13 protein-coding genes, 1 tRNA gene and 1 pseudogene are annotated in these 17748 nt (G+C 69.9%); 10 read left to right on the top strand and 5 right to left on the bottom strand.

Annotated features, from left to right (window positions below; translation table 11 throughout):
* Positions 1–26 precede the first annotated feature (26 nt).
* Positions 27–809, bottom strand: coding sequence for a hypothetical protein (locus H4N64_RS05335; RefSeq protein ID WP_186280929.1), 783 nt, complete (start codon positions 807–809; stop codon positions 27–29).
* Between the two features lie 1174 nt (positions 810–1983).
* Between H4N64_RS05335 and H4N64_RS05330 the strand changes: the two genes are divergently transcribed.
* Together H4N64_RS05330 and H4N64_RS05325 are read left to right on the top strand one after the other, a co-directional pair.
* Positions 1984–2181, top strand: a complete 198-nt coding sequence (locus H4N64_RS05330; RefSeq protein WP_186280928.1) for a helix-turn-helix transcriptional regulator — start codon at positions 1984–1986, stop codon at positions 2179–2181.
* On the top strand, positions 2178–3581 hold the full coding sequence (locus H4N64_RS05325) for a tyrosine-type recombinase/integrase (RefSeq protein ID WP_260859542.1): 1404 nt from the start codon (positions 2178–2180) through the stop codon (positions 3579–3581). The genes H4N64_RS05330 and H4N64_RS05325 overlap by 4 nt, the downstream gene beginning before the upstream one ends.
* Positions 3582–3831: 250 nt before the next feature.
* Here H4N64_RS05325 and H4N64_RS05320 read toward each other — a convergent pair.
* Positions 3832–3907, bottom strand: a tRNA-Arg gene (locus H4N64_RS05320).
* 323 nt (positions 3908–4230) lie between these two features.
* Here H4N64_RS05320 and H4N64_RS05315 point away from each other — a divergent pair.
* From H4N64_RS05315 to H4N64_RS05285, 7 genes and pseudogenes are all read left to right on the top strand, one after another.
* Positions 4231–5838: a dynamin family protein gene (locus H4N64_RS05315; protein ID WP_186280927.1), complete on the top strand. Its 1608-nt coding sequence runs from the start codon at positions 4231–4233 to the stop codon at positions 5836–5838.
* A gap of 3 nt (positions 5839–5841) precedes the next feature.
* Positions 5842–7713, top strand: coding sequence for a GTPase (locus H4N64_RS05310; RefSeq protein ID WP_186280926.1), 1872 nt, complete (start codon positions 5842–5844; stop codon positions 7711–7713).
* Between the two features lie 200 nt (positions 7714–7913).
* Positions 7914–8372, top strand: a pseudogene (locus H4N64_RS05305) (single-stranded DNA-binding protein).
* A gap of 263 nt (positions 8373–8635) precedes the next feature.
* Positions 8636–10063 carry a Cys-Gln thioester bond-forming surface protein gene (locus H4N64_RS05300; protein ID WP_186280925.1) on the top strand — a complete coding sequence of 476 codons (1428 nt, stop codon included), beginning with the start codon at positions 8636–8638 and terminating at the stop codon, positions 10061–10063.
* Positions 10064–10476: 413 nt separating this feature from the next.
* Positions 10477–12141 (top strand): energy-dependent translational throttle protein EttA, encoded by a 1665-nt coding sequence (gene ettA / locus H4N64_RS05295; protein WP_186280924.1) that lies wholly within the window; start codon positions 10477–10479, stop codon positions 12139–12141.
* Positions 12142–12147: 6 nt separating this feature from the next.
* Positions 12148–12561: an acyl-CoA thioesterase gene (locus H4N64_RS05290; protein WP_186280923.1), complete on the top strand. Its 414-nt coding sequence runs from the start codon at positions 12148–12150 to the stop codon at positions 12559–12561.
* Positions 12558–13229, top strand: a complete 672-nt coding sequence (locus H4N64_RS05285; protein WP_186280922.1) for a DUF8185 domain-containing protein — start codon at positions 12558–12560, stop codon at positions 13227–13229. Before H4N64_RS05290 ends, H4N64_RS05285 begins: the two co-directional genes overlap by 4 nt.
* 50 nt (positions 13230–13279) lie before the next feature.
* Here the strand turns inward: H4N64_RS05285 and H4N64_RS05280 are convergent, their stop codons facing one another.
* Entirely contained in the window at positions 13280–13693 is a 414-nt protein-coding gene (locus H4N64_RS05280) for a globin domain-containing protein (RefSeq protein ID WP_186281046.1), read from the bottom strand.
* An 84-nt stretch (positions 13694–13777) separates the two neighbouring features.
* Between H4N64_RS05280 and H4N64_RS05275 the strand changes: the two genes are divergently transcribed.
* The gene (locus H4N64_RS05275) at positions 13778–14773 is read left to right on the top strand and encodes a methyltransferase domain-containing protein (protein WP_186280921.1); all 996 of its coding nucleotides are present in this window, start codon (positions 13778–13780) and stop codon (positions 14771–14773) included.
* Between the two features lie 9 nt (positions 14774–14782).
* Here the strand turns inward: H4N64_RS05275 and H4N64_RS05270 are convergent, their stop codons facing one another.
* On the bottom strand, positions 14783–16282 hold the full coding sequence (locus H4N64_RS05270; RefSeq protein ID WP_186280920.1) for an FHA domain-containing protein: 1500 nt from the start codon (positions 16280–16282) through the stop codon (positions 14783–14785).
* 94 nt (positions 16283–16376) lie between these two features.
* Positions 16377–17723 (bottom strand): vWA domain-containing protein, encoded by a 1347-nt coding sequence (locus H4N64_RS05265; protein ID WP_186280919.1) that lies wholly within the window; start codon positions 17721–17723, stop codon positions 16377–16379.
* Between the last annotated feature and the right edge of the window lie 25 nt (positions 17724–17748).

Below are 17748 nucleotides of genomic sequence, written 5' to 3'. Positions count from 1 at the left end.
ACCCGCGCCCTGACCGGCAGCCAGGCTCAAGTGTTGCCATCGAGATGCGAGCGAGCCGCTTGAACGAAGTCTGTTCGCACTTCGTGGAAACGCTGCCACCGCCCGTGGGGGTAGCGCTCCACAGCCTCGCTCAGTGACAGCTGGTGTGCGTACGTGAAAACGAGGGCCGTGGTGTCAGAGGCAGATAGCAAGTCCAAGGCGAGGATCTGGAGGCCGAGGCGCTGTCCGTACTCCGTTCGGCCCGGATCGTCGGATTCCATGCCCCGCAGCTCGCGTAGCGAGCTGAGAACCGCCGCGATCGGCCGATGCTGATCGGAGGGAACTTCGCGCTGCTCGCGCTGCCCGGCTTGTTCGAGTACTCCCATCGCTCGCGCGGCGGTGAGTGCCTGCTCCAGCTCGAAGATCGTCTGGACCATGACGCCCTGCAAGGCGTAGCCCTTGGAGACGATCTGCTCAGGTCCTTCGAGCTCGATCTTGCGATATGCGTCGGTTGCGCCCACAGACCGAGAGTGAGCCGCTTCGAGTCCCAGCTCGGCCTCTGGCAAATCTTCGTCAGCGAGATGTCCTGCTACCTCTCCGGCAGCCAGCCTGAACTCATCCACGGCGCCGAGATATTCGACCCAGACGTCGCGCCTTACGGTCCGACGCCACTGTGCATTTTGGTCTCGCCCCTGCGCCTTGACCGCTTCGATGGCTGCGTTCGCCTGCTCCTGCATGCCGCGTGCCTGCCAGCGGGCCCCAAACAGGCCAAGCGCCACACCTGCCACCGCGATCAGCGCCGCGAGTACGGCAGCTGCCCCCTCATCCATCCCGGCATTGTTTCACGCCGAAGATCACGCCAGAGGGGAACCCGGCCGCGCCGACCGGTGGCTGCGAATGCGACGGGGTAGCCGGCCAGTCTCACGACTGCGGCCAACTGGCCACTGAGTGGCCATGGTTCGTGAAATTCGGCCACGGGGCCTGAGATCCCACAGGGCTCCTGGGGCGGATTCGCCCACGGCAGACGAGAAAGAGCGCCAAAGGACTGGAACCTCCTGCGGGACCATGTCAACGTACAACGTCCCGTAAAGAACCAGGTCAGCGTATAAACGCGGGCCTCCGGGGCGACCGCAGCATGCCGACCGCCCCGGCAGCCCGTACCCGCGTCCTACTCGGTCTTGTCGCCGAGGCCCCCAAGGAGGCCCACCTGTCGAATCCCGCTCTCCGATCGGCTTGCTTCACTGCTGCCACCCTCTTGGCGCTTTGCGCCCCGACGCGTGGACTGCACAGGAGTGAGAGGACTACGGCGCCCTCTGCACGGCGCTGTGTTTCTGCGTCTGTGCGGCTGGGCTGTTCAGTGAGGACTTGCTGCAACACGGCTACCGCTGGGACGGAGCGGCACTCGTGCACACCGCAACACACCCTGGAGTCGCTACCTGGCAGGTCGCCCGAGCCGTCGGCGCTGCCGAGCACATCGTGGCACCCCCTCCTCGACCGGCTGACTGACGATGGGCTCCAAGTGCTCGTGACAGGCGACACGACCCCCGGGCTCCAGTCGCGCCGGCTGGCCTCCTGAGCTTCGTCCGTTGGGAACTGTCCGGGGACTTCCCTGTGGCGGGGCGAAACATAGACCACGATCGCCGGTTAGCCAAACCGGCGATCGTGACGACCATTGAGGGTGTTCGCAGCGGCTGTGCTTGGCGGTGGAGCCGTGGCGGACGCAGTAGGCAGTGCCGCAAAGACGCAAGGGGAAAGTGATCGGCTCCCGCCTGCTGCTGCCCTGAAATCCGCAGCGCCTGTTCGCTGAAATACAGCGATGCCTCCGCCGATTAAGCGTGGGCTCCCGGCGTTGTTGATTCCGCTCTGTCGCCCCGCGCGCTCCATCGCAAGGAACCACCTCATGTGTCGATCCGCGATACCCCCTGCCCTTTTCCACCCCGGGCTGGCGGGCCCGCCCGCGTTGTTCGCCGCCTCCGCATCCATCCGCAATCGCGAGGTGGCGCCATGACGGTAGCGGTGCGACCTGGGCAGAAGCTGACAGTCGACGAGGTCTGCGCCGAGCTGCGGATCTCCCGATCGACCTTCTACGACTGGCGCCAGAAGGGGCGCGGCCCGCGCTGCATTCGACTGCCCAACGGCTCCCTCCGAATACGGCGCGGTGACTTGGAAGACTGGCTTATGGATTGCGAGGACCACTCTTGACGGACACGAGCTCGTTGGACGTTCGCTTCTACCCCATAGAGACGAACAAGCGGGCCAAGGGAAACACCTACACCGTCCGTTGGAAGGTGGCCCACAAGAAGCACAGCAAGACCTATAAGAAGAGCGCGGTAGCCGACGACGAGCGCGCGAAGCTGATGTCCGCGCACAGGAAGCGCGAGCCGTTCGACATCGAAACCGGGCGGCCGATCTCCTGGATGTCCAAGGCCGCCGAGGTGAACTGGTACGACTTCGCGGTCGAGTACGTCGACTGGAAGTGGCCCGACGCCTCCAGCAACACCCGGAAGAACATGGCGAAGGCTCTCACACCCGTGACCATCACCCTGCTGCGCACGCCGCCGCCCCAGCACTTCGAACCCGTGAAGGTCCGCAGAGCGCTACGGGAATACGCGTTCAGCGTCCGACAGCGTACGGACCCGGAGAAGCCCATACCGGCCGAGGTACAGACGATCCTCAACTGGGTCAAGCGCAACTCTCTCCCCATGAGTGCGTGGGAGAAGACCGAGCACGTTGACAAGGTCGTAACAGCCCTCAGCACGCGCCTTGACGGTACTGCCGCAGCCGCCAGCTCCGTCAGGCGCCACGCCCGCATCATGAATCTGGTCATGGCCTATGCGATCAGGCATAACTACCTGAAGGCCAACCCTCTGCCGAAAGGCAAGGGGCAGGGCGAGCGCACCGCTCCGAAAGTGGCCCAGGCCATCGACAAGCGATGCCTGCTGAACGGAGACCAGGTCGCGAAGATGCTGGAATGGATAGGCCGGCGCCCGCGTCGCGGTCCCATCTACCGGGCCTTCTTCGCCACCCTCTACTACGCCGGCCTCCGGCCTGAGGAGGCGGTCGCCCTCCGTGTGGGGGACGCCACGCTGCCGGAGTCGGGGTGGGGCGAGTTCCTGGTCCATGAGGCTCAGCCGGAGGTCGGCCGGCAGTGGACCGACACCGGGGAGGTCCATGAGAAGCGGCACCTCAAGGGACGGGCAGAGGGCGACACGCGTCTAGTCCCCATCCACCCGCGTCTCGTCGTGATTCTTCGCGAGATCATCGAGAAGTATGACCTCGGGTCGGCCGACCTTCTCTTCCCAGGAGAGAGGGGGGACATGCTCGCGGGGTCCGTGTTTCGGCGCGTCTGGGCCAAGGCGCGCGAGGAGGTCCTTTCCGAGCACGAGTTCAAGTCGCCGACTGGCAAGCGCGTGTACGACCTGCGTCACACCTGCCTGACGGCCTGGATGAACGAGGGCATCCCGCATTCAGAGGTCGCCGAGATGGCCGGCAACAGTGTGCCGGTTCTGCAGGCCATCTATGCGCGCTGCGTCATCGGCCAGCGCGAGGTCTACCTGAAACGCGCCGAAGCCGCTCTGGAGCTCCCAGAGGTGGCGGCGTGAAGAGCGGCCTCGGAACCCCATGAAGAGGGGGGCCGAGGCCGCTCTGCTTTGTGCTCGCAGGGGGGGTGTCGGGGAGTCCCGCCCCCCCGATTTTGTGGGACGCATGTGGGACGGACACCCGTAGAAGCCCGGTTTTGACCGGTGCCAGCCGGACTCGCCCCCTGGCGGAGGCGAAGAATCCGATTAACGTGGAAGACCAGGAAAACGCAGTCTGACCTGCGAAAACGTCGCCAGCCAGACCGACGGTCAGTGGCGCCCCCGGCAGGACTCGAACCTGCGGCCAAGCGCTTAGAAGGTGCCTGCTCTATCCACTGAGCTACGGGGGCCGGTGTGGTGGCCTCTGTCGTGGTGCTGCCCGGGTGTGGGCTGATCCGTGACGTTGCCGGGGACAAGGATAGGGCTCCCGCATCCTCGTCCCTGCTGCTTCGCCTCCGTGGCTCAATGTGGAGGTTCGGTGAAGCGGTCCTGATAATCGCAGGCAGGTACGAATCGTGCACCGCTTTTGGCGTCTCGCGCACCGGGTGTTGTGCACTCGTTATGCCTGGACCATGCCGGTGTCCCAGTCATCCCTTCCATCCCTTGTGTTCCGTCGGCGCGCAGACATGCTCATATGCTTCAGAATTCCCCTAAAATTGGGCATTCTTCGCATGTGGTGACCTTGGACGTACGGCCTCAGCTGATCGACGCACTCTCCGCTCTGCGCGACCGTGTCGCAGCCGCACGCTTTCCGCTTCCCCTGGCGGGGGCGCCACGCGCGCGTGCCAACCGCGACGAACTGCTCGCCCAGCTCGACGACTACTTGGTGCCCCGGTTGAGAGAGCCTGAAGCGCCCTTGCTGGCCGTCGTGGGAGGTTCCACCGGGGCCGGAAAGTCGACGCTGGTCAACTCCCTGGTGGGCCGGCGGGTCAGCGAGGCGGGGGTGCTGCGGCCCACGACCCGGACCCCGGTGCTGGTGTGCCATCCGGAGGATCATCACTGGTTCAGCGGGATGCGGGTACTGCCCGACCTCACGCGCGTGTGGGTGCCCCAGCAGGATCCCGGCGACGAGCTCCTGCTGCCCGGCGAGGACCCCGCGCGCGTGCTGCGCGTCGAGACCACCGAAACGCTCCCGCGCGGTCTCGCCCTGCTGGACGCGCCCGACATCGACTCCCTGGTCGCCGACAACCGCGTCCTCGCCGCCGAGCTGATCTGCGCGGCCGACATCTGGATCATGGTCACCACCGCCGCCCGCTACGCCGATGCCGTCCCCTGGCACCTGCTGCGCACCGCCAAGGAGTACGACGTCACCCTCGTCACCGTCCTCGACCGCGTACCCCACCAGGTCGTCTCCGAGGTCTCCCGGCAGTACGGCGCCCTGCTCACCAAGGCCGGCCTCGGCCACGTACCCCGCTTCACCGTCCCCGAGCTGCCCGAGTCGGCCTGGGGCGGCGGCCTCCTCCCGGCCAGCGCCGTGGCGCCGCTGCGCACCTGGCTCGTCCACCAGGCCCAGGACCCGGCCGCCCGCCAGCACGTCATGGCCCGCACGGCCTACGGCGTCCTCGACTCCCTCAAGGCCCGGATGCCCGGGCTGGCCAGCGCCGCCGCCGCCCAGTACGCCGCCGCGCTCCGGCTCACCTCCGCCGTCGAGTCGGCGTACGACAGCGAGCACGCGCGCGTACGCGGCCGCCTCCAGTCCGGCGCCGTCCTCGCCGGCGACGCCCTCAAGCGCTGGCGCGCCTTCCCCCTCGACTGCTCGGCCGGCGAACTGCTGGACGCCCTCGCGGAAAGCCTCGCGGCCCTGCTGCTGTGCGCCGTCACGGCCGCCGACGAGCGCGTCGACGAGGCCTGGCGCCGCGAACCGGCGGCGGCCGCCCCCAGCCTCCGGGACCGCGACCCCACCACGGAGAGCGCCGAGCACCGCATCGGCCTGGCCGTACGGCGGTGGCGGCGCGAGCTGGAGGAGTACGCCGAGGACGAGGTGCGCAATCTCGACCGGAGCGCCGCGCCCGACCCCGACGTGGTCGCCGCACTGGTCGCGACCGCGCTTCTGGGCGGCCGTAGGGCCCGTTCCGCGGGCGAGCGGCTCGCCGAGCGTGTCGGAGCCCACGGCGCGCTGCGGCTGCGCGACCGGGGTGAGCGGCTGCTCGCCGATCACCTGAACCGGGTCATGCACAGCGAACGCGAGCGCCGGCTCGCCCCCCTCGACGCCCTCGACGTCCACCCCGAGCCACAGGCCGAACTCATCGCCGCGCTGTCCGTACTGCAGAAGGAGAGGTGACCGGTGACCGCCATCACTGACCAGGACCACGACCAGGGACACACGGAACCCGCCGAGGACGGCGCCGCCGAGAGCGTTCCCGAGGAGGCCGAGGCGTCCGGCGGGGGTTCCGACGAAGCCGTAGAACCTGAGGAGGGCGAGCACGCGCGTGTGGACGATGACACGGCCGGTGCCGACTCCGGGACCGGCTGGGACGACGGGCTGATCGCGCGGCGGGTGAACGAGGCCGCTGGGGAGCAGCCCGTACCCGCCGTGGAGAGCCAGGCCTCTGTCCCGCAGACGGCGACCACCCTGGCGTACGACGGCGCCCTGCGGTCGCGGCTCGACGCGCTGCGCGAGCTGGTGGGGCTGTCCCGGACCCGGCTCGACAGCCGGACCCTCGCCGAGGCCGGACGGGTGCTCGACGAGGCCGCCGCGCGGCGCCGACTCTCCGGGCAGCACACCGTGGTCGCCCTCGCGGGCGCCACCGGCAGCGGCAAGTCGCAGCTGTTCAACGCGCTGGCCGGGGTGACGATCTCGGAGACGGGCGTACGCCGGCCGACCACCGCCGCGCCCATCGCGTGCAGTTGGAGCGACGGCGCGGCAAGCCTCATCGACCGGCTCGGTATCCCGCCCCGGCTGCGCAGGCGCCCCGCCCAGCACGCCGACGCCGAGGGGCAGCTGCGCGGCCTCGTCCTGGTCGACCTGCCCGACCACGACTCGGCGGCCTTGCAGCATCGCGAGCAGGTGGACCGGGTGCTGGCCCTTGTCGACGCCGTCATCTGGGTCGTGGACCCCGAGAAGTACGCGGACGCCATGCTCCATGAGCGCTATCTGCGGCCCATGGCGGGCCACGCCGAGGTCATGTTCGTCGTCCTCAACCAGACCGACCGGCTCCCCGGGGAGGCGACCGATCAGGTCCTCGACGATCTGCGGCGGCTGCTGGACGAGGACGGCATCGCGCTCGGCGAGTACGGCGAACCGGGCGCGACCGTGCTCGCGTTGTCCGCGCTCACCGGGGACGGCGTCGGTGAACTGCGCGAGGCGCTCGGCCAGTTCGTGGCGGAGCGCGGGGCCGCCGCGCGCCGGATCTCGGCCGACATCGATGCCGCCGCGTGGTGGCTGCGGCCCGTCTACGCCACCTCCCGGCGGACCGGGCTGAGCGAGGAGGCCCGGGACGAGTTCGCGGCTCGGCTCGCGGACGCGGTCGGCGCCACGGCGGCGGGCGAGGCCGCCGAGCGCGCGTGGCTGCGCAACGCCAATCGCGCGTGCGGGACGCCCTGGCTACGGCTGTGGCGGTGGTGCCAGGACCGGCATGAACCCCCCACGGGACGGCTCCCGTTGCGGGCCCAGGCCGACGAGGAGGCCACCGCGCGTCAGCGCGTCGAGCAGGCGGTGCGTACGGTCGCCGAGCGGGCGTCCGGCGGGCTGCCGACGCCGTGGGCCCAGGCGGTGCGCGAGGCGGCCGTACGCGGTTCTCAGGGGCTGTCCGAGGCGCTGGACGAGCTGGCCGCGCGCGCGGGCCTGCCGCCGGGGCGGCCGCCTCGGCCCGGCTGGTGGCCGGCGGCGGTACTGGTGCAGGCGTCGATGACGCTGCTTCAGGTGGTGGGCGGGCTGTGGTTGGTGGGGCAGATCGTGGGCGTCATGGCGCCGAATCTGGGTGTGCCGGTGCTGTTGATGGTGGCCGGGATCATCGGGGGGCCGCTGGTGGAGTGGAGCTGTCGGATGGCGGCGCGGGGGCCGGCGCGGCGGTACGGCATGGAGGCGGAACGGCGATTGCGGGAGGCGGCCGCCGGGTGCGGGAGGGCGCGGGTGCTGGATCCGGTGGCTGCGGAGTTGTTGCGGTATCGGGAGGTTCGGGAGCAGTACGGGCGGGTGACGGGGGTGGGGGTGTGAGCCGTGGCCGGGGAGTGGCGCGGAACGCCTCGTTCGAGTGGCGGGGTTTTCCACAGCCCCGGGCTGATCCACAGCGCGCGGCGGGCTCGGTCCGGCGGAGGCAGTCTGGCTTCACGGCGATTCGCGAGGGACGCGATCGCCATTGCGAAAGACGCAGCCGTACGGGACGGGCCCGTAGGCGTATCCGGGAGGGGTGCAGGATGAACGACACGATCATCTCGGTCGTGGGGAACGTGGCGACGCAGCCGGTGTACCGGGAGGTCGCGACGGGACCGTCCGCGCGGTTCCGGCTGGCGGTGACCGCGCGCTATCTGGACCGGGAGAAGAACGAGTGGACGGACGGGCACACCAACTTCTTCACGGTGTGGGCCAATCGGCAGCTCGCCACGAACGCGGCGGCGTCGCTGACCGTGGGCGACCCCGTCCTGGTGCAGGGCAGGCTGAAGGTCCGTTCGGAGGTGCGCTAGCAGCAGAACTGGACCTCGGCCGATATCGAGGCGGTGGCGATCGGCCACGATCTCGCGCGGGGCACCTCCGCCTTCCGCCGCCCGGGCAGGCCGGAGCCGGCGGTGAGCGGTCCGCCCCCGCGTCCGGAGCCGGACTGGGAGACGCCGGAGACAGCGGGTCAACGGACTCCGGAACCCGTGGCGATGACGTGACATCAGTACGGAAGTGATCGTTGACCGAACTGCGGCTTATCGGCGAGTGCGTGCCGAACGACCCTCGGTGGATTTGTCGATAAGCCCTGTTCGCAGTGGATCCCCGCGATAACGATTCCGAGTCGGATCGCTGGTCCCACGGGATCCCTGGGAAGCGTGGTGCGCCTGGTCCTTAGGATGCCGAACAAGGCTCTCGGGGCTTGTAGTTCTGCTGGTGGGACCGTACCCCCCACATCAACGGGTCCTGCTCGAAGGGGAATTCTGTGCTTTCTTCTTTCGCCGCGCCGTCCGGGCGTGGCCGAGGGGCGGCCCGACTCGCCGCCGCGACGCTGGTGTCCGGCCTGCTCGCTGCCGGTGTGCTGGTGGCCGGTGCCGGCCAGGCCGCCGCCACCGACGGCACGACACAGAACCAGGGCGGGGCGACCGCGACGATAGGCGGCCTGAAGACCTACGGCGCGGCGGTCATACACGACGAGGCCGGCGACCAGGAGATCTCGGCGGGCCTGTTCGAGATGTCCGTGGACGGCGGCGGGACCCTGCAGACGTACTGTGTGGACCTGTACAACCCCACGCAGAAGGATGCCAAGTACCACGAGACGCCGTGGAGCGGGACCTCGCTCGGCGTCAACGAGAACTCGGGCAGGATCCGTTGGATCCTGCAGAACTCCTACCCGCAGGTGAACGATCTGGCTGCGCTGGCCAAGAAGGCGGGCCTGCGGGGCGGACTCACCGAGCAGGACGCGGCGGCCGGCACGCAGGTGGCCGTGTGGCGCTACTCGGACGACGCGGACGTCGACGCCGTCGATCCGCAGGCCGAGAAGCTCGCCGACTACCTGGAGAAGAGCGCCCGTGACGTGGCCGAGCCGGCGGCGTCGCTGACCCTCGACCCGCCCGCGCTGTCCGGGCGCCCGGGCGAGCGGCTCGGGCCGGTGACGGTACACACGGGGGCGTCCGCCGTGACGGTGACGCCTCCGGCGGACGCGGCCACGAGCGGCGTACGGATCGTCGACAAGACAGGCAAGCCCGTCACCTCGACCGCCGATGGCGGTCAGATCTACGTCGACGTGCCCGCGGACGCGGCGGCCGGCACGGCGGAGCTCACGGTGCAGGCCTCGACGACGGTCCCCGTGGGCCGCGCCTTCACCTCCGAGAGCCGCAGCCAGACGCAGATCCTGGCCGGCTCCAGCGAGTCGACGGTGTCGGCGACGGCGCGGGCGACGTGGGCGAAGCAGGGCCCGATACCGGCACTGTCCGCGACGAAGAACTGCGCGAAGGGCGGCGTGGACATCACGGCCGCCAACGAGGGCGACGAGAGCTTCTCCTTCGAGCTGCTGGGCGCCGAGTACACCATCGGTGCGGGCGAGTCCCGAACGGTGACGATCCCGCTCCAGGAGGACCAGGCCTACGACTTCACCATCGAGGGCCCCGGCGGCTTCGCCCAGCGCTTCACCGGCGTCCTGGACTGCATGACCCAGGCGGCGGAGGCCGCGGAGGCGGACAACACCTCCACCCAGACCCTGACGGAGCCGAGCCCCGCGACGGTGGGCGGCACGTCCCGCGACACCAACCTCGCGGCGACGGGCAGCTCCGACGCGACGCCGGTGATCGCGGGGGTGGCGATCGGGCTGGTGTTGATCGGCGGGGCGGCTTTGATCGTGGTCCGCAGGAAGAAGACCTCTGAGCAGGACTGACCGCTGGAGCCAGAAGTCGTCCGCGTCGATGTCGTCCGCCTCAGGGGCCCCTCCTGAATGAACCCGCAGATCGTCCGCAACGCGTCTTCGCCGAGATCCAAGGGCGGAAGGGCAGCGCGTAAGGCTCTGCGTCGATCCCGCTGTCCGGGGTGCGAGACCGAGGGCACGCCTCGGTCTCGCACCCCGGACAGAGCCGCCGCACCATGCCGACAGTCCGCCCAAGATCCGCCGCCCCCACCTGCCGCAGCAACCCTGGCACCTCCCCCTCGGCGTACACCGGCAGTCCCGTCTTGGCTTTAGGAAAGGCCAGGTCAGGGGGATCGGGGGTAACGGGTTTCCTCCCAAGGGTGGCGGTACGGCAAGATGGGGTGTATCTGCCCACTGCCAGATTTCAAGCTGCCGGACGGTTTCTCTTGGCTGAGTTCATTTACACCATGCGCAAGGCGCGCAAGGCGCACGGCGACAAGGTGATCCTCGATGACGTCACCCTGAACTTCCTCCCCGGGGCGAAGATCGGCGTCGTCGGCCCGAACGGTGCCGGTAAGTCGACCGTGCTGAAGATCATGGCGGGGCTTGAGCAGCCCTCCAACGGGGACGCCTTCCTGTCGCCCGGTTACAGCGTCGGCATCCTGCTTCAGGAGCCCCCGCTGAACGAGGAGAAGACCGTCCTGGAGAACGTCCAGGAGGGTGTCGCCGAGATCAAGGGCAAGCTCGATCGGTTCAACGAGATCGCCGAGCTCATGGCGACCGACTACTCCGACGCGCTCCTCGACGAGATGGGCAAGCTTCAGGAGGAGCTCGACCACGCCAACGCGTGGGACCTCGACGCTCAGCTGGAGCAGGCCATGGACGCCCTCGGGTGCCCGCCCGGCGACTGGCCCGTCACCACCCTCTCCGGTGGTGAGCGGCGCCGCGTCGCGCTCTGCAAGCTGCTGCTCGAGGCCCCCGACCTGCTGCTGCTCGACGAGCCCACCAACCACCTCGACGCCGAGTCCGTGAACTGGCTGGAGCAGCACCTCGCCAAGTACGCGGGCACCGTCGTGGCCATCACCCACGACCGGTACTTCCTGGACAACGTCGCCCAGTGGATCCTTGAGCTCGACCGCGGCCGCGCCTACCCCTACGAGGGCAACTACTCCACGTACCTGGAGACCAAGCAGACCCGTCTCAAGGTCGAGGGGCAGAAGGACGCCAAGCGGGCCAAGCGGCTCAAGGAAGAGCTTGAGTGGGTTCGCTCCAACGCCAAGGGGCGGCAGGCGAAGTCCAAGGCACGTCTCGCCCGGTACGAGGAGATGGCCGCCGAGGCCGAGAAGATGCGGAAGCTGGACTTCGAGGAGATCCAGATCCCGCCGGGGCCGAGGCTCGGCAGCGTCGTCGTCGAGGTCGCCAACCTCAACAAGGCCTTCGGGGAGAAGGTGCTGATCGACGATCTTTCGTTCACGCTTCCTCGTAATGGCATCGTCGGTGTCATCGGTCCCAACGGCGCCGGCAAGACCACCCTCTTCAAGATGATCCAGGGTCTGGAGACCCCCGACTCCGGTTCCATCAAGGTCGGCGAGACCGTCAAGATCTCCTACGTCGACCAGAGCCGCGAGAACATCGACCCGAAGAAGACCCTGTGGGCCGTTGTCTCCGACGAGCTCGACTACATCAATGTCGGGCAGGTCGAGATGCCCTCCCGGGCGTATGTCTCTGCCTTCGGGTTCAAGGGGCCCGACCAGCAGAAGCCGGCCGGAGTGCTCTCCGGTGGTGAGCGCAACCGGCTCAACCTCGCGCTCACCCTCAAGCAGGGCGGCAACCTGCTGCTCCTCGACGAGCCGACCAACGACCTCGATGTCGAGACGCTCTCCAGCCTGGAGAACGCGCTGCTGGAGTTCCCCGGCTGCGCCGTCGTCGTCTCCCACGACCGGTGGTTCCTCGACCGGGTCGCCACGCACATCCTCGCCTACGAGGGTGACTCCAAGTGGTTCTGGTTCGAGGGCAACTTCGAGTCGTACGAGAAGAACAAGATCGACCGGCTCGGTCCGGACGCCGCGCGTCCGCACCGCGCCACCTACAAGAAGCTGACCCGGGGCTGATCGATCTTGCGGCACATCTACCGCTGCCCGCTGCGCTGGGCGGACATGGACGCGTACGGCCACGTCAACAACGTGGTCTTCCTCCGGTACCTGGAGGAAGCCCGTATCGACTTCCTGTTCCGCCCGGACAAGGATTTCCAGCAGGGGTCCGTGGTGGCGCGCCATGAGATCGACTACAAGCGGCAGCTCGTGCACCGGCACCACCCGGTGGACATCGAGCTGTGGGTCACGGAGATAAGGGCCGCCTCCTTCACCCTCTCCTACGAGGTGAAGGACGGCGACCAGGTCTATGTCCGGGCGTCGACGGTGATAGTGCCGTTCGACTTCGAGGCCCAGCGGCCTCGCCGGATCACCTCCGAGGAACGGGAGTTCCTCCAGGAGTACACGGACGACGACGAGGAGGAGGCCGTCGCCGCATGACGGTGCTCCACCTCGCCGACGAGGGGGAGGCGGCGGATCTCGCCGCTTTCCTCTCCCGGCTGCTCCACTACGACCGTTCAGCCGCGGTGCGCCTCCAGGCGGCCGGCACCGCACTCGCCGTCTTCGGACGCCCGCCGTCCTTCGAGGTGCTGGCGATCCGTACGGCGCGGCTGGCCAAGCCCTACGAGAACGGGCTCGATGTCACGCTGGACGTGACCGTGTCCGCGGGTGAACTGCTGGAAGCGGTGGACGAGTCGGCGGCTACGGCTGTCGTTCCCGGCGCTGTCACCGGGCCGCCCTGGGCGGGGGTGCTGCCGCCGCGGGGTGGGTGGCGTCCCGAGCCGGGGTTGCCGGGGCCGGATGCGCTGCGGGCCATGGTCGGGGCGGCGGTGGCCGAATTCCGGGCTCGTACCGAGGAGCTGGGTCCTGAGGGGCGTACGCGGGCCGAACTCGACAGGATCGGGCGGGACATCTGGTCGAGGGCCGTCGGTGACACGCACCTGCCGGTGCGGGCCGTGCACGCGGCGCAGTCGCTGGGCTTTCTGCGGGCCGCTGGGGAATTGGCGTTGTTCTCGTCGGGCGTGTGGCTGCGGCTACGGACGCCGTACGGGTCGATCGCGGTCCGTCGGGCGGGGCTCGGGGGGCTGGACGTGAGCGTGTCCCGCTGATCCCTGGCGGGCCGGGCCGACGCGGGGGTGGGCTTCGCTCACGTTGCCGCTCAGCCCTGTGTGTTCACCATCGACGCCGCCGCGTATGTCAGGTAGTTCCACAGAGTGCGCTCGTGTTCCTCGGAGAGGGCGAGTTCGTCGACCGCGTCGCGCATGTGCTTCAGCCAGGCGTCGTGGGCCGCGCGGTCGACCGTGAAGGGGGCGTGGCGCATGCGGAGGCGGGGGTGGCCGCGGTTCTCGCTGTAGGTCGTGGGGCCGCCCCAGTACTGGATCAGGAAGAGCGTGAGGCGCTCCTCGGCCGGGCCCAGGTCCTCCTCGGGGTACATGGGCCGCAGGATCGGGTCCTCGGCGACGCCCTCGTAGAAACGGTGGACGAGGCGCCGGAAGGTCTCCTCCCCGCCGACCTGCTCGTAGAAGGTCTGCTCCTGAAGCGTGCCGCGCCGAATCTCATTCACATCCCCTATGGTCTCAGACGCCACGACCCAGGACGGAAGACTTAGGACCCTCCGGCACTCGCCCCGCGCCGCGTGCCGCAGGACAGTGGAGACATGAGCGCGCACGATCTCGACCGGGACGACAAGGAGCTCGCCGACCTCGCCGCCACGGCGCGGGCGGAACTCGTGCGTGAGATCGACCGGAGCGGGGCCTGGGACGAGGATCCGGTGTGGCGGGAAGTGTTCGCGGACGTGCCGCGTCATCTCTTCGTCCCCTACTACTACTACGTCGGCGCCGTCGGCGGCTACGAGCGGCGCTGGGGCGAGAGCCCCGAACCCGGTGCACGGGAGCGCTGGATGCGCGGCGCCTACGCGGACGTACCGCTGGCCACCCGGCTGCGCGACGGGGAGCTGCTCTCCTCCAGCAGCCAGCCCTCGCTGATGGCGATGATGCTGGTCGCGCTGGGTGTGGAGGACGGGGACCGGGTGCTGGAGATCGGCGCGGGGAGCGGGTACAACGCCGCTCTGCTCGCCCGGCGGCTCGGCGACGACGATCTCGTCACCACCGTCGATCTGGAGCCGGAGATCACCGAGTGCGCGCGGCAGCATCTGGCGGCCGCCGGGTACCACCCCGTCGTCCTGACGGGCGACGGCGCGCGGGGTGCTCCGGAGCGGGCGCCGTTCGACCGGATCATCGCGACCTGCACCCTGCCGTCGATCCCGCCCGCCTGGCTCGCCCAGTGCCGGGAGGGCGCCCGGATCCTGACCCCGATGGCCACCGGCCTGGTCGCCCTGACCGTGCAGGACGGCAAGCATGCCGAGGGGCGGTTCCTGCACACGCCCGCCTACTTCGTCCCGCTGCGCGGCGGCGACCGGTCCGAAACCGAACCGGCGCCCCTCGGCGGAGTGCCGCGCCCGGCCAGGGATCACGACCTGTTCCGCTTCCTGCTGGCGCTCAGCCGCGAGGGCCTGGACCCGCAGGAGGCGTACGCGCTGTGGGGCCGCGAGGGCGCACCGCAGCGTCAGCGTTACGGCATCACGGTCAGCGGCGAGAGCCAGTGGGCCTGGCTGGACGATCCGGAGGGGCCGTACTCCTGGCCCCTCCGTTGAGGAGCGGACTCAGCCCCTGCGGATGGTGATCGTCGTCCACGCGCCGACGTGGACCCGGTCGCCGTCCTGGAGCGGTACCGGGACGAAGGGCTGGATCGGGTCCTCGGAGCCGTTCACCGTCGTGCCGTTCGTCGAGTTCTGGTCGACGACCGCCCAGGAACCGTCCGGCTGCTGGACCAGCACCGCGTGCTGGTGCGAGACGCCCGGGTCCTCCGGCGGCACCGACAGGTCGATGTCGGGGGTGTCACCGGTGGAGTGCCGACGGCGGCCGATGGTGAGCTGGTTGCCGGTGAGGGTGCGCTGCTGCTCGGGCGAGTACGCGGGCAGGTTCAGGCCCGCGGCCTCGGGGCCCGAGCGCTGCATCATCGCCATGAAGTACTCGCGGTCCGGGCCGATCGTCGCCGTCCAGGTGGCCGGCTGCTGCGGGTACGCCGGGCCGGGCGGGGGCGGGGCCTGACCGGAGCCGGGCTGGGGGTAGCCGTAGCCGCCGCTCTGGGGGCCGGGGCCGCCGGGCGCGGTGGAGGACGGGGGCGAGATCACCCAGTCGTCCTCGCCGCCGCCGAAGGACGGGCCGCCGGGCTGGGGGCGGTTCGACTCCTGCGGGAAGGCCGGCGGGGCGGGCGGGCCGGAGTGGAAGGCCTGCGGGGCGCCGGGGGCGCCAGGTCCACCGGGACCTCCGGGGCCTCCCGGGCCTCCGGGACCGGCGGGCGGTGTGGGACCGGGCGGCGGCGGGACCGGCCGCGAGGGGTCACCACCGAAGCCGGACGGGCCGCCGGGGCCACCCGGGCCGCCGAAGGCTCCGGGACCGCCTGGTCCGGAGGGGCCGCCAGGTCCGGCAGGTCCGCCAGGTCCGCCCGGGCCGCCGAAGGCGCCGGGACCACCGGGCCCCCCGGGTGCGGACGGGCTGCCAGGTCCGCCCGGACCGCCGAAGGCACCAGGCCCTCCGGGGGCGCCGGGCCCACCGGGACCGCCAGGGCCGTTGAACGTACCGGGGCCGCCAGGTGCGCCGGGTCCACCGGGACCACCAGCCCCACCCGGCCCCGAAGACGGATCCGCCCCGAACGGCGGAATCGGCTCGGCCGGCCGGTTCATCTGCGAAGGCCGCGAGCTCTGGTAGTCGTACGAGTCACCCCCGCCGTAGGACGGTCCGGGCGGCGGCTGCTGGAAGCGGGCCGCGGGGCTGGGGCCTGCGCCGGGCGCCGGCGGGCGTGGGGCGGCAGGGGTGTACGAGGTCGCCGTGTTGGTCAGGAAGTTCCACCGGCACTCCTCGCAGAATGGCGCACCGCCCTCACGCGGCGTACGGCACTGCGGGCAGAGCTCCGGCTCGGGGTCCGGTACGGCGGACAGATGCGGCGGCCGGGCACCGGCGGCCGGCGGCGGGAAGCCGTAGCCACCGCCGGGCGGGGGCGGCGGGGGAGGGGGCGGAGGTACGGCACCGGCCATGCGGTGACCGCAGACCTCGCACCAGTCGTCGGAACCCGACTGGTGTCCGTTCGGGCAGGTCGGCATGTCGGCGCTTCCCCCTCTCCTTTCCGGCCGTCACGACCGGATTTCTCCAACCCCGAGGGGTCAGGCTCGCGTTATTGCTCGGGTACTTCTTGTGTCACTTCTTTACACGAACAGTCTTTGTCGACCGGGTTTCGAGAGTCATCTCGTCGGCCTCCGCGACCTTCGCCTTCAGTCGCACAGTACCTGCCGCGGCGTCGACCACGTCCACCACCTTCGCAAGGAGTTTCGCCGTATCGGCGTTTCCGGAGGCGCTGGCGAGCTGAACGGCCCGGCCCAGTTTGGCCGTTGCGCCATCCATATCGCCCGCTTTGCGCAGATCAAGCCCTTGTTGGATGGCTTGTGCCAGTTCCGCTTGCCCGGTGTAGTGGGCTACTTGGGGGTTGATCGAGGTGGACGCGACCATGTCGTCGGTCCACACGGCCCGTACCAGGCCCTGGGTGCCGAGGTTCTGGACGCCGCCGTCCGGCTGCGGGATGACCAGCGAGACCCGGGCGGCCAGCATCTCCTGGCCCAGGTCGGCGGCCGGTACCTCGACACAGACGTGGTAGTCACGGGACTCGTCTCCCCAGGAGCCGGTGGGATAGTCCCCGGAGCGCGGGCCCGATTCGGTGCGGCGGTCGGTCAACTCCTCGACCGTCGGCGCGACTTGCTTGACGAATTTGATGGTCGTGCCCACCGGTGTCCACACCCTGAGGGCGACGTCCGCGACCTCTTTGCCCATCGCCGTCTCCATCATCTGCGTGAAGTCGGCGGCGAGGCCCGCCGGGTCGGCGACGATGTCGGCGGTGCCGAGCAGGGCGGAGGCGATTGCTGTGACTTCTTTCACTTCCCAGTCGGTGCCCACACCGCGTGCGTCACAGGTGAAACGTCCGGCGCAGGAGTTCAGCGCGGCCCGCAGATCCTCAGGTGACTCGTGTTCATTGCGGCCGTCGGTGAGCAGGATTCCGTGGCGGATGGCGACGTCCGCGGAGGACAGCAGCCGGTCCGCGAGCCTGAGCCAGGTGCCGATCGCCGTACCGCCGCCCGCGCTGAGCCCCCGCAGCGCCTGCTTGGCCCGGTCACGGGTGGTGGCGTCGGCGACCGCGAGGCGCCCCGCGCCCGGGTAGACCTCCTTGGCGACATGCGTGCCGCCGATCACCGCGAAGTGCACACCGTCGCGCAGGGTGTCGATGGCCGCGGCCGTCGCGTCCCGGGCGTTGCGCATCTTGGTCGGCGGATAGTCCATCGAACCCGAGCAGTCGACCATGATCGCCACCGCGGCGGACGGGCCCTGCCCCGATGTGAAGAGGTGGGGTGCCGCGACCGCGCTTCCGATCGTGCCGCCGCCGGTCGCGGTGACCGTCACGATCGCGTTGACCTCGCGGCCCCCCTCGGGGAGGTACTCGTTCTGGTACACGTCCATCGAGAACTGCGGCACGTGCGACTTCGAGAAATTGGCCATGCCTTCTCTGATCCCCCTAGGTCAC

Source organism: Streptomyces cupreus (assembly GCF_014257025.1).
Classification (GTDB): domain Bacteria; phylum Actinomycetota; class Actinomycetes; order Streptomycetales; family Streptomycetaceae; genus Streptomyces; species Streptomyces cupreus.
This window is presented reverse-complemented; position numbering and strand designations above follow the sequence as displayed.

Bases quoted from the DNA above. Each gene is read 5' to 3' on its own strand.
- H4N64_RS05335 (WP_186280929.1), bottom strand. From the start codon at position 809: ATGGATGAGGGGGCAGCTGCCGTACTCGCGGCGCTGATCGCGGTGGCA.
- H4N64_RS05330 (WP_186280928.1), top strand. From the start codon at position 1,984: ATGACGGTAGCGGTGCGACCTGGGCAGAAGCTGACAGTCGACGAGGTC.
- H4N64_RS05285 (WP_186280922.1), top strand. From the start codon at position 12,558: ATGACGGTGCTCCACCTCGCCGACGAGGGGGAGGCGGCGGATCTCGCC.
- H4N64_RS05275 (WP_186280921.1), top strand. From the start codon at position 13,778: ATGAGCGCGCACGATCTCGACCGGGACGACAAGGAGCTCGCCGACCTC.
- H4N64_RS05270 (WP_186280920.1), bottom strand. From the start codon at position 16,282: ATGCCGACCTGCCCGAACGGACACCAGTCGGGTTCCGACGACTGGTGC.
- H4N64_RS05265 (WP_186280919.1), bottom strand. From the start codon at position 17,723: ATGGCCAATTTCTCGAAGTCGCACGTGCCGCAGTTCTCGATGGACGTG.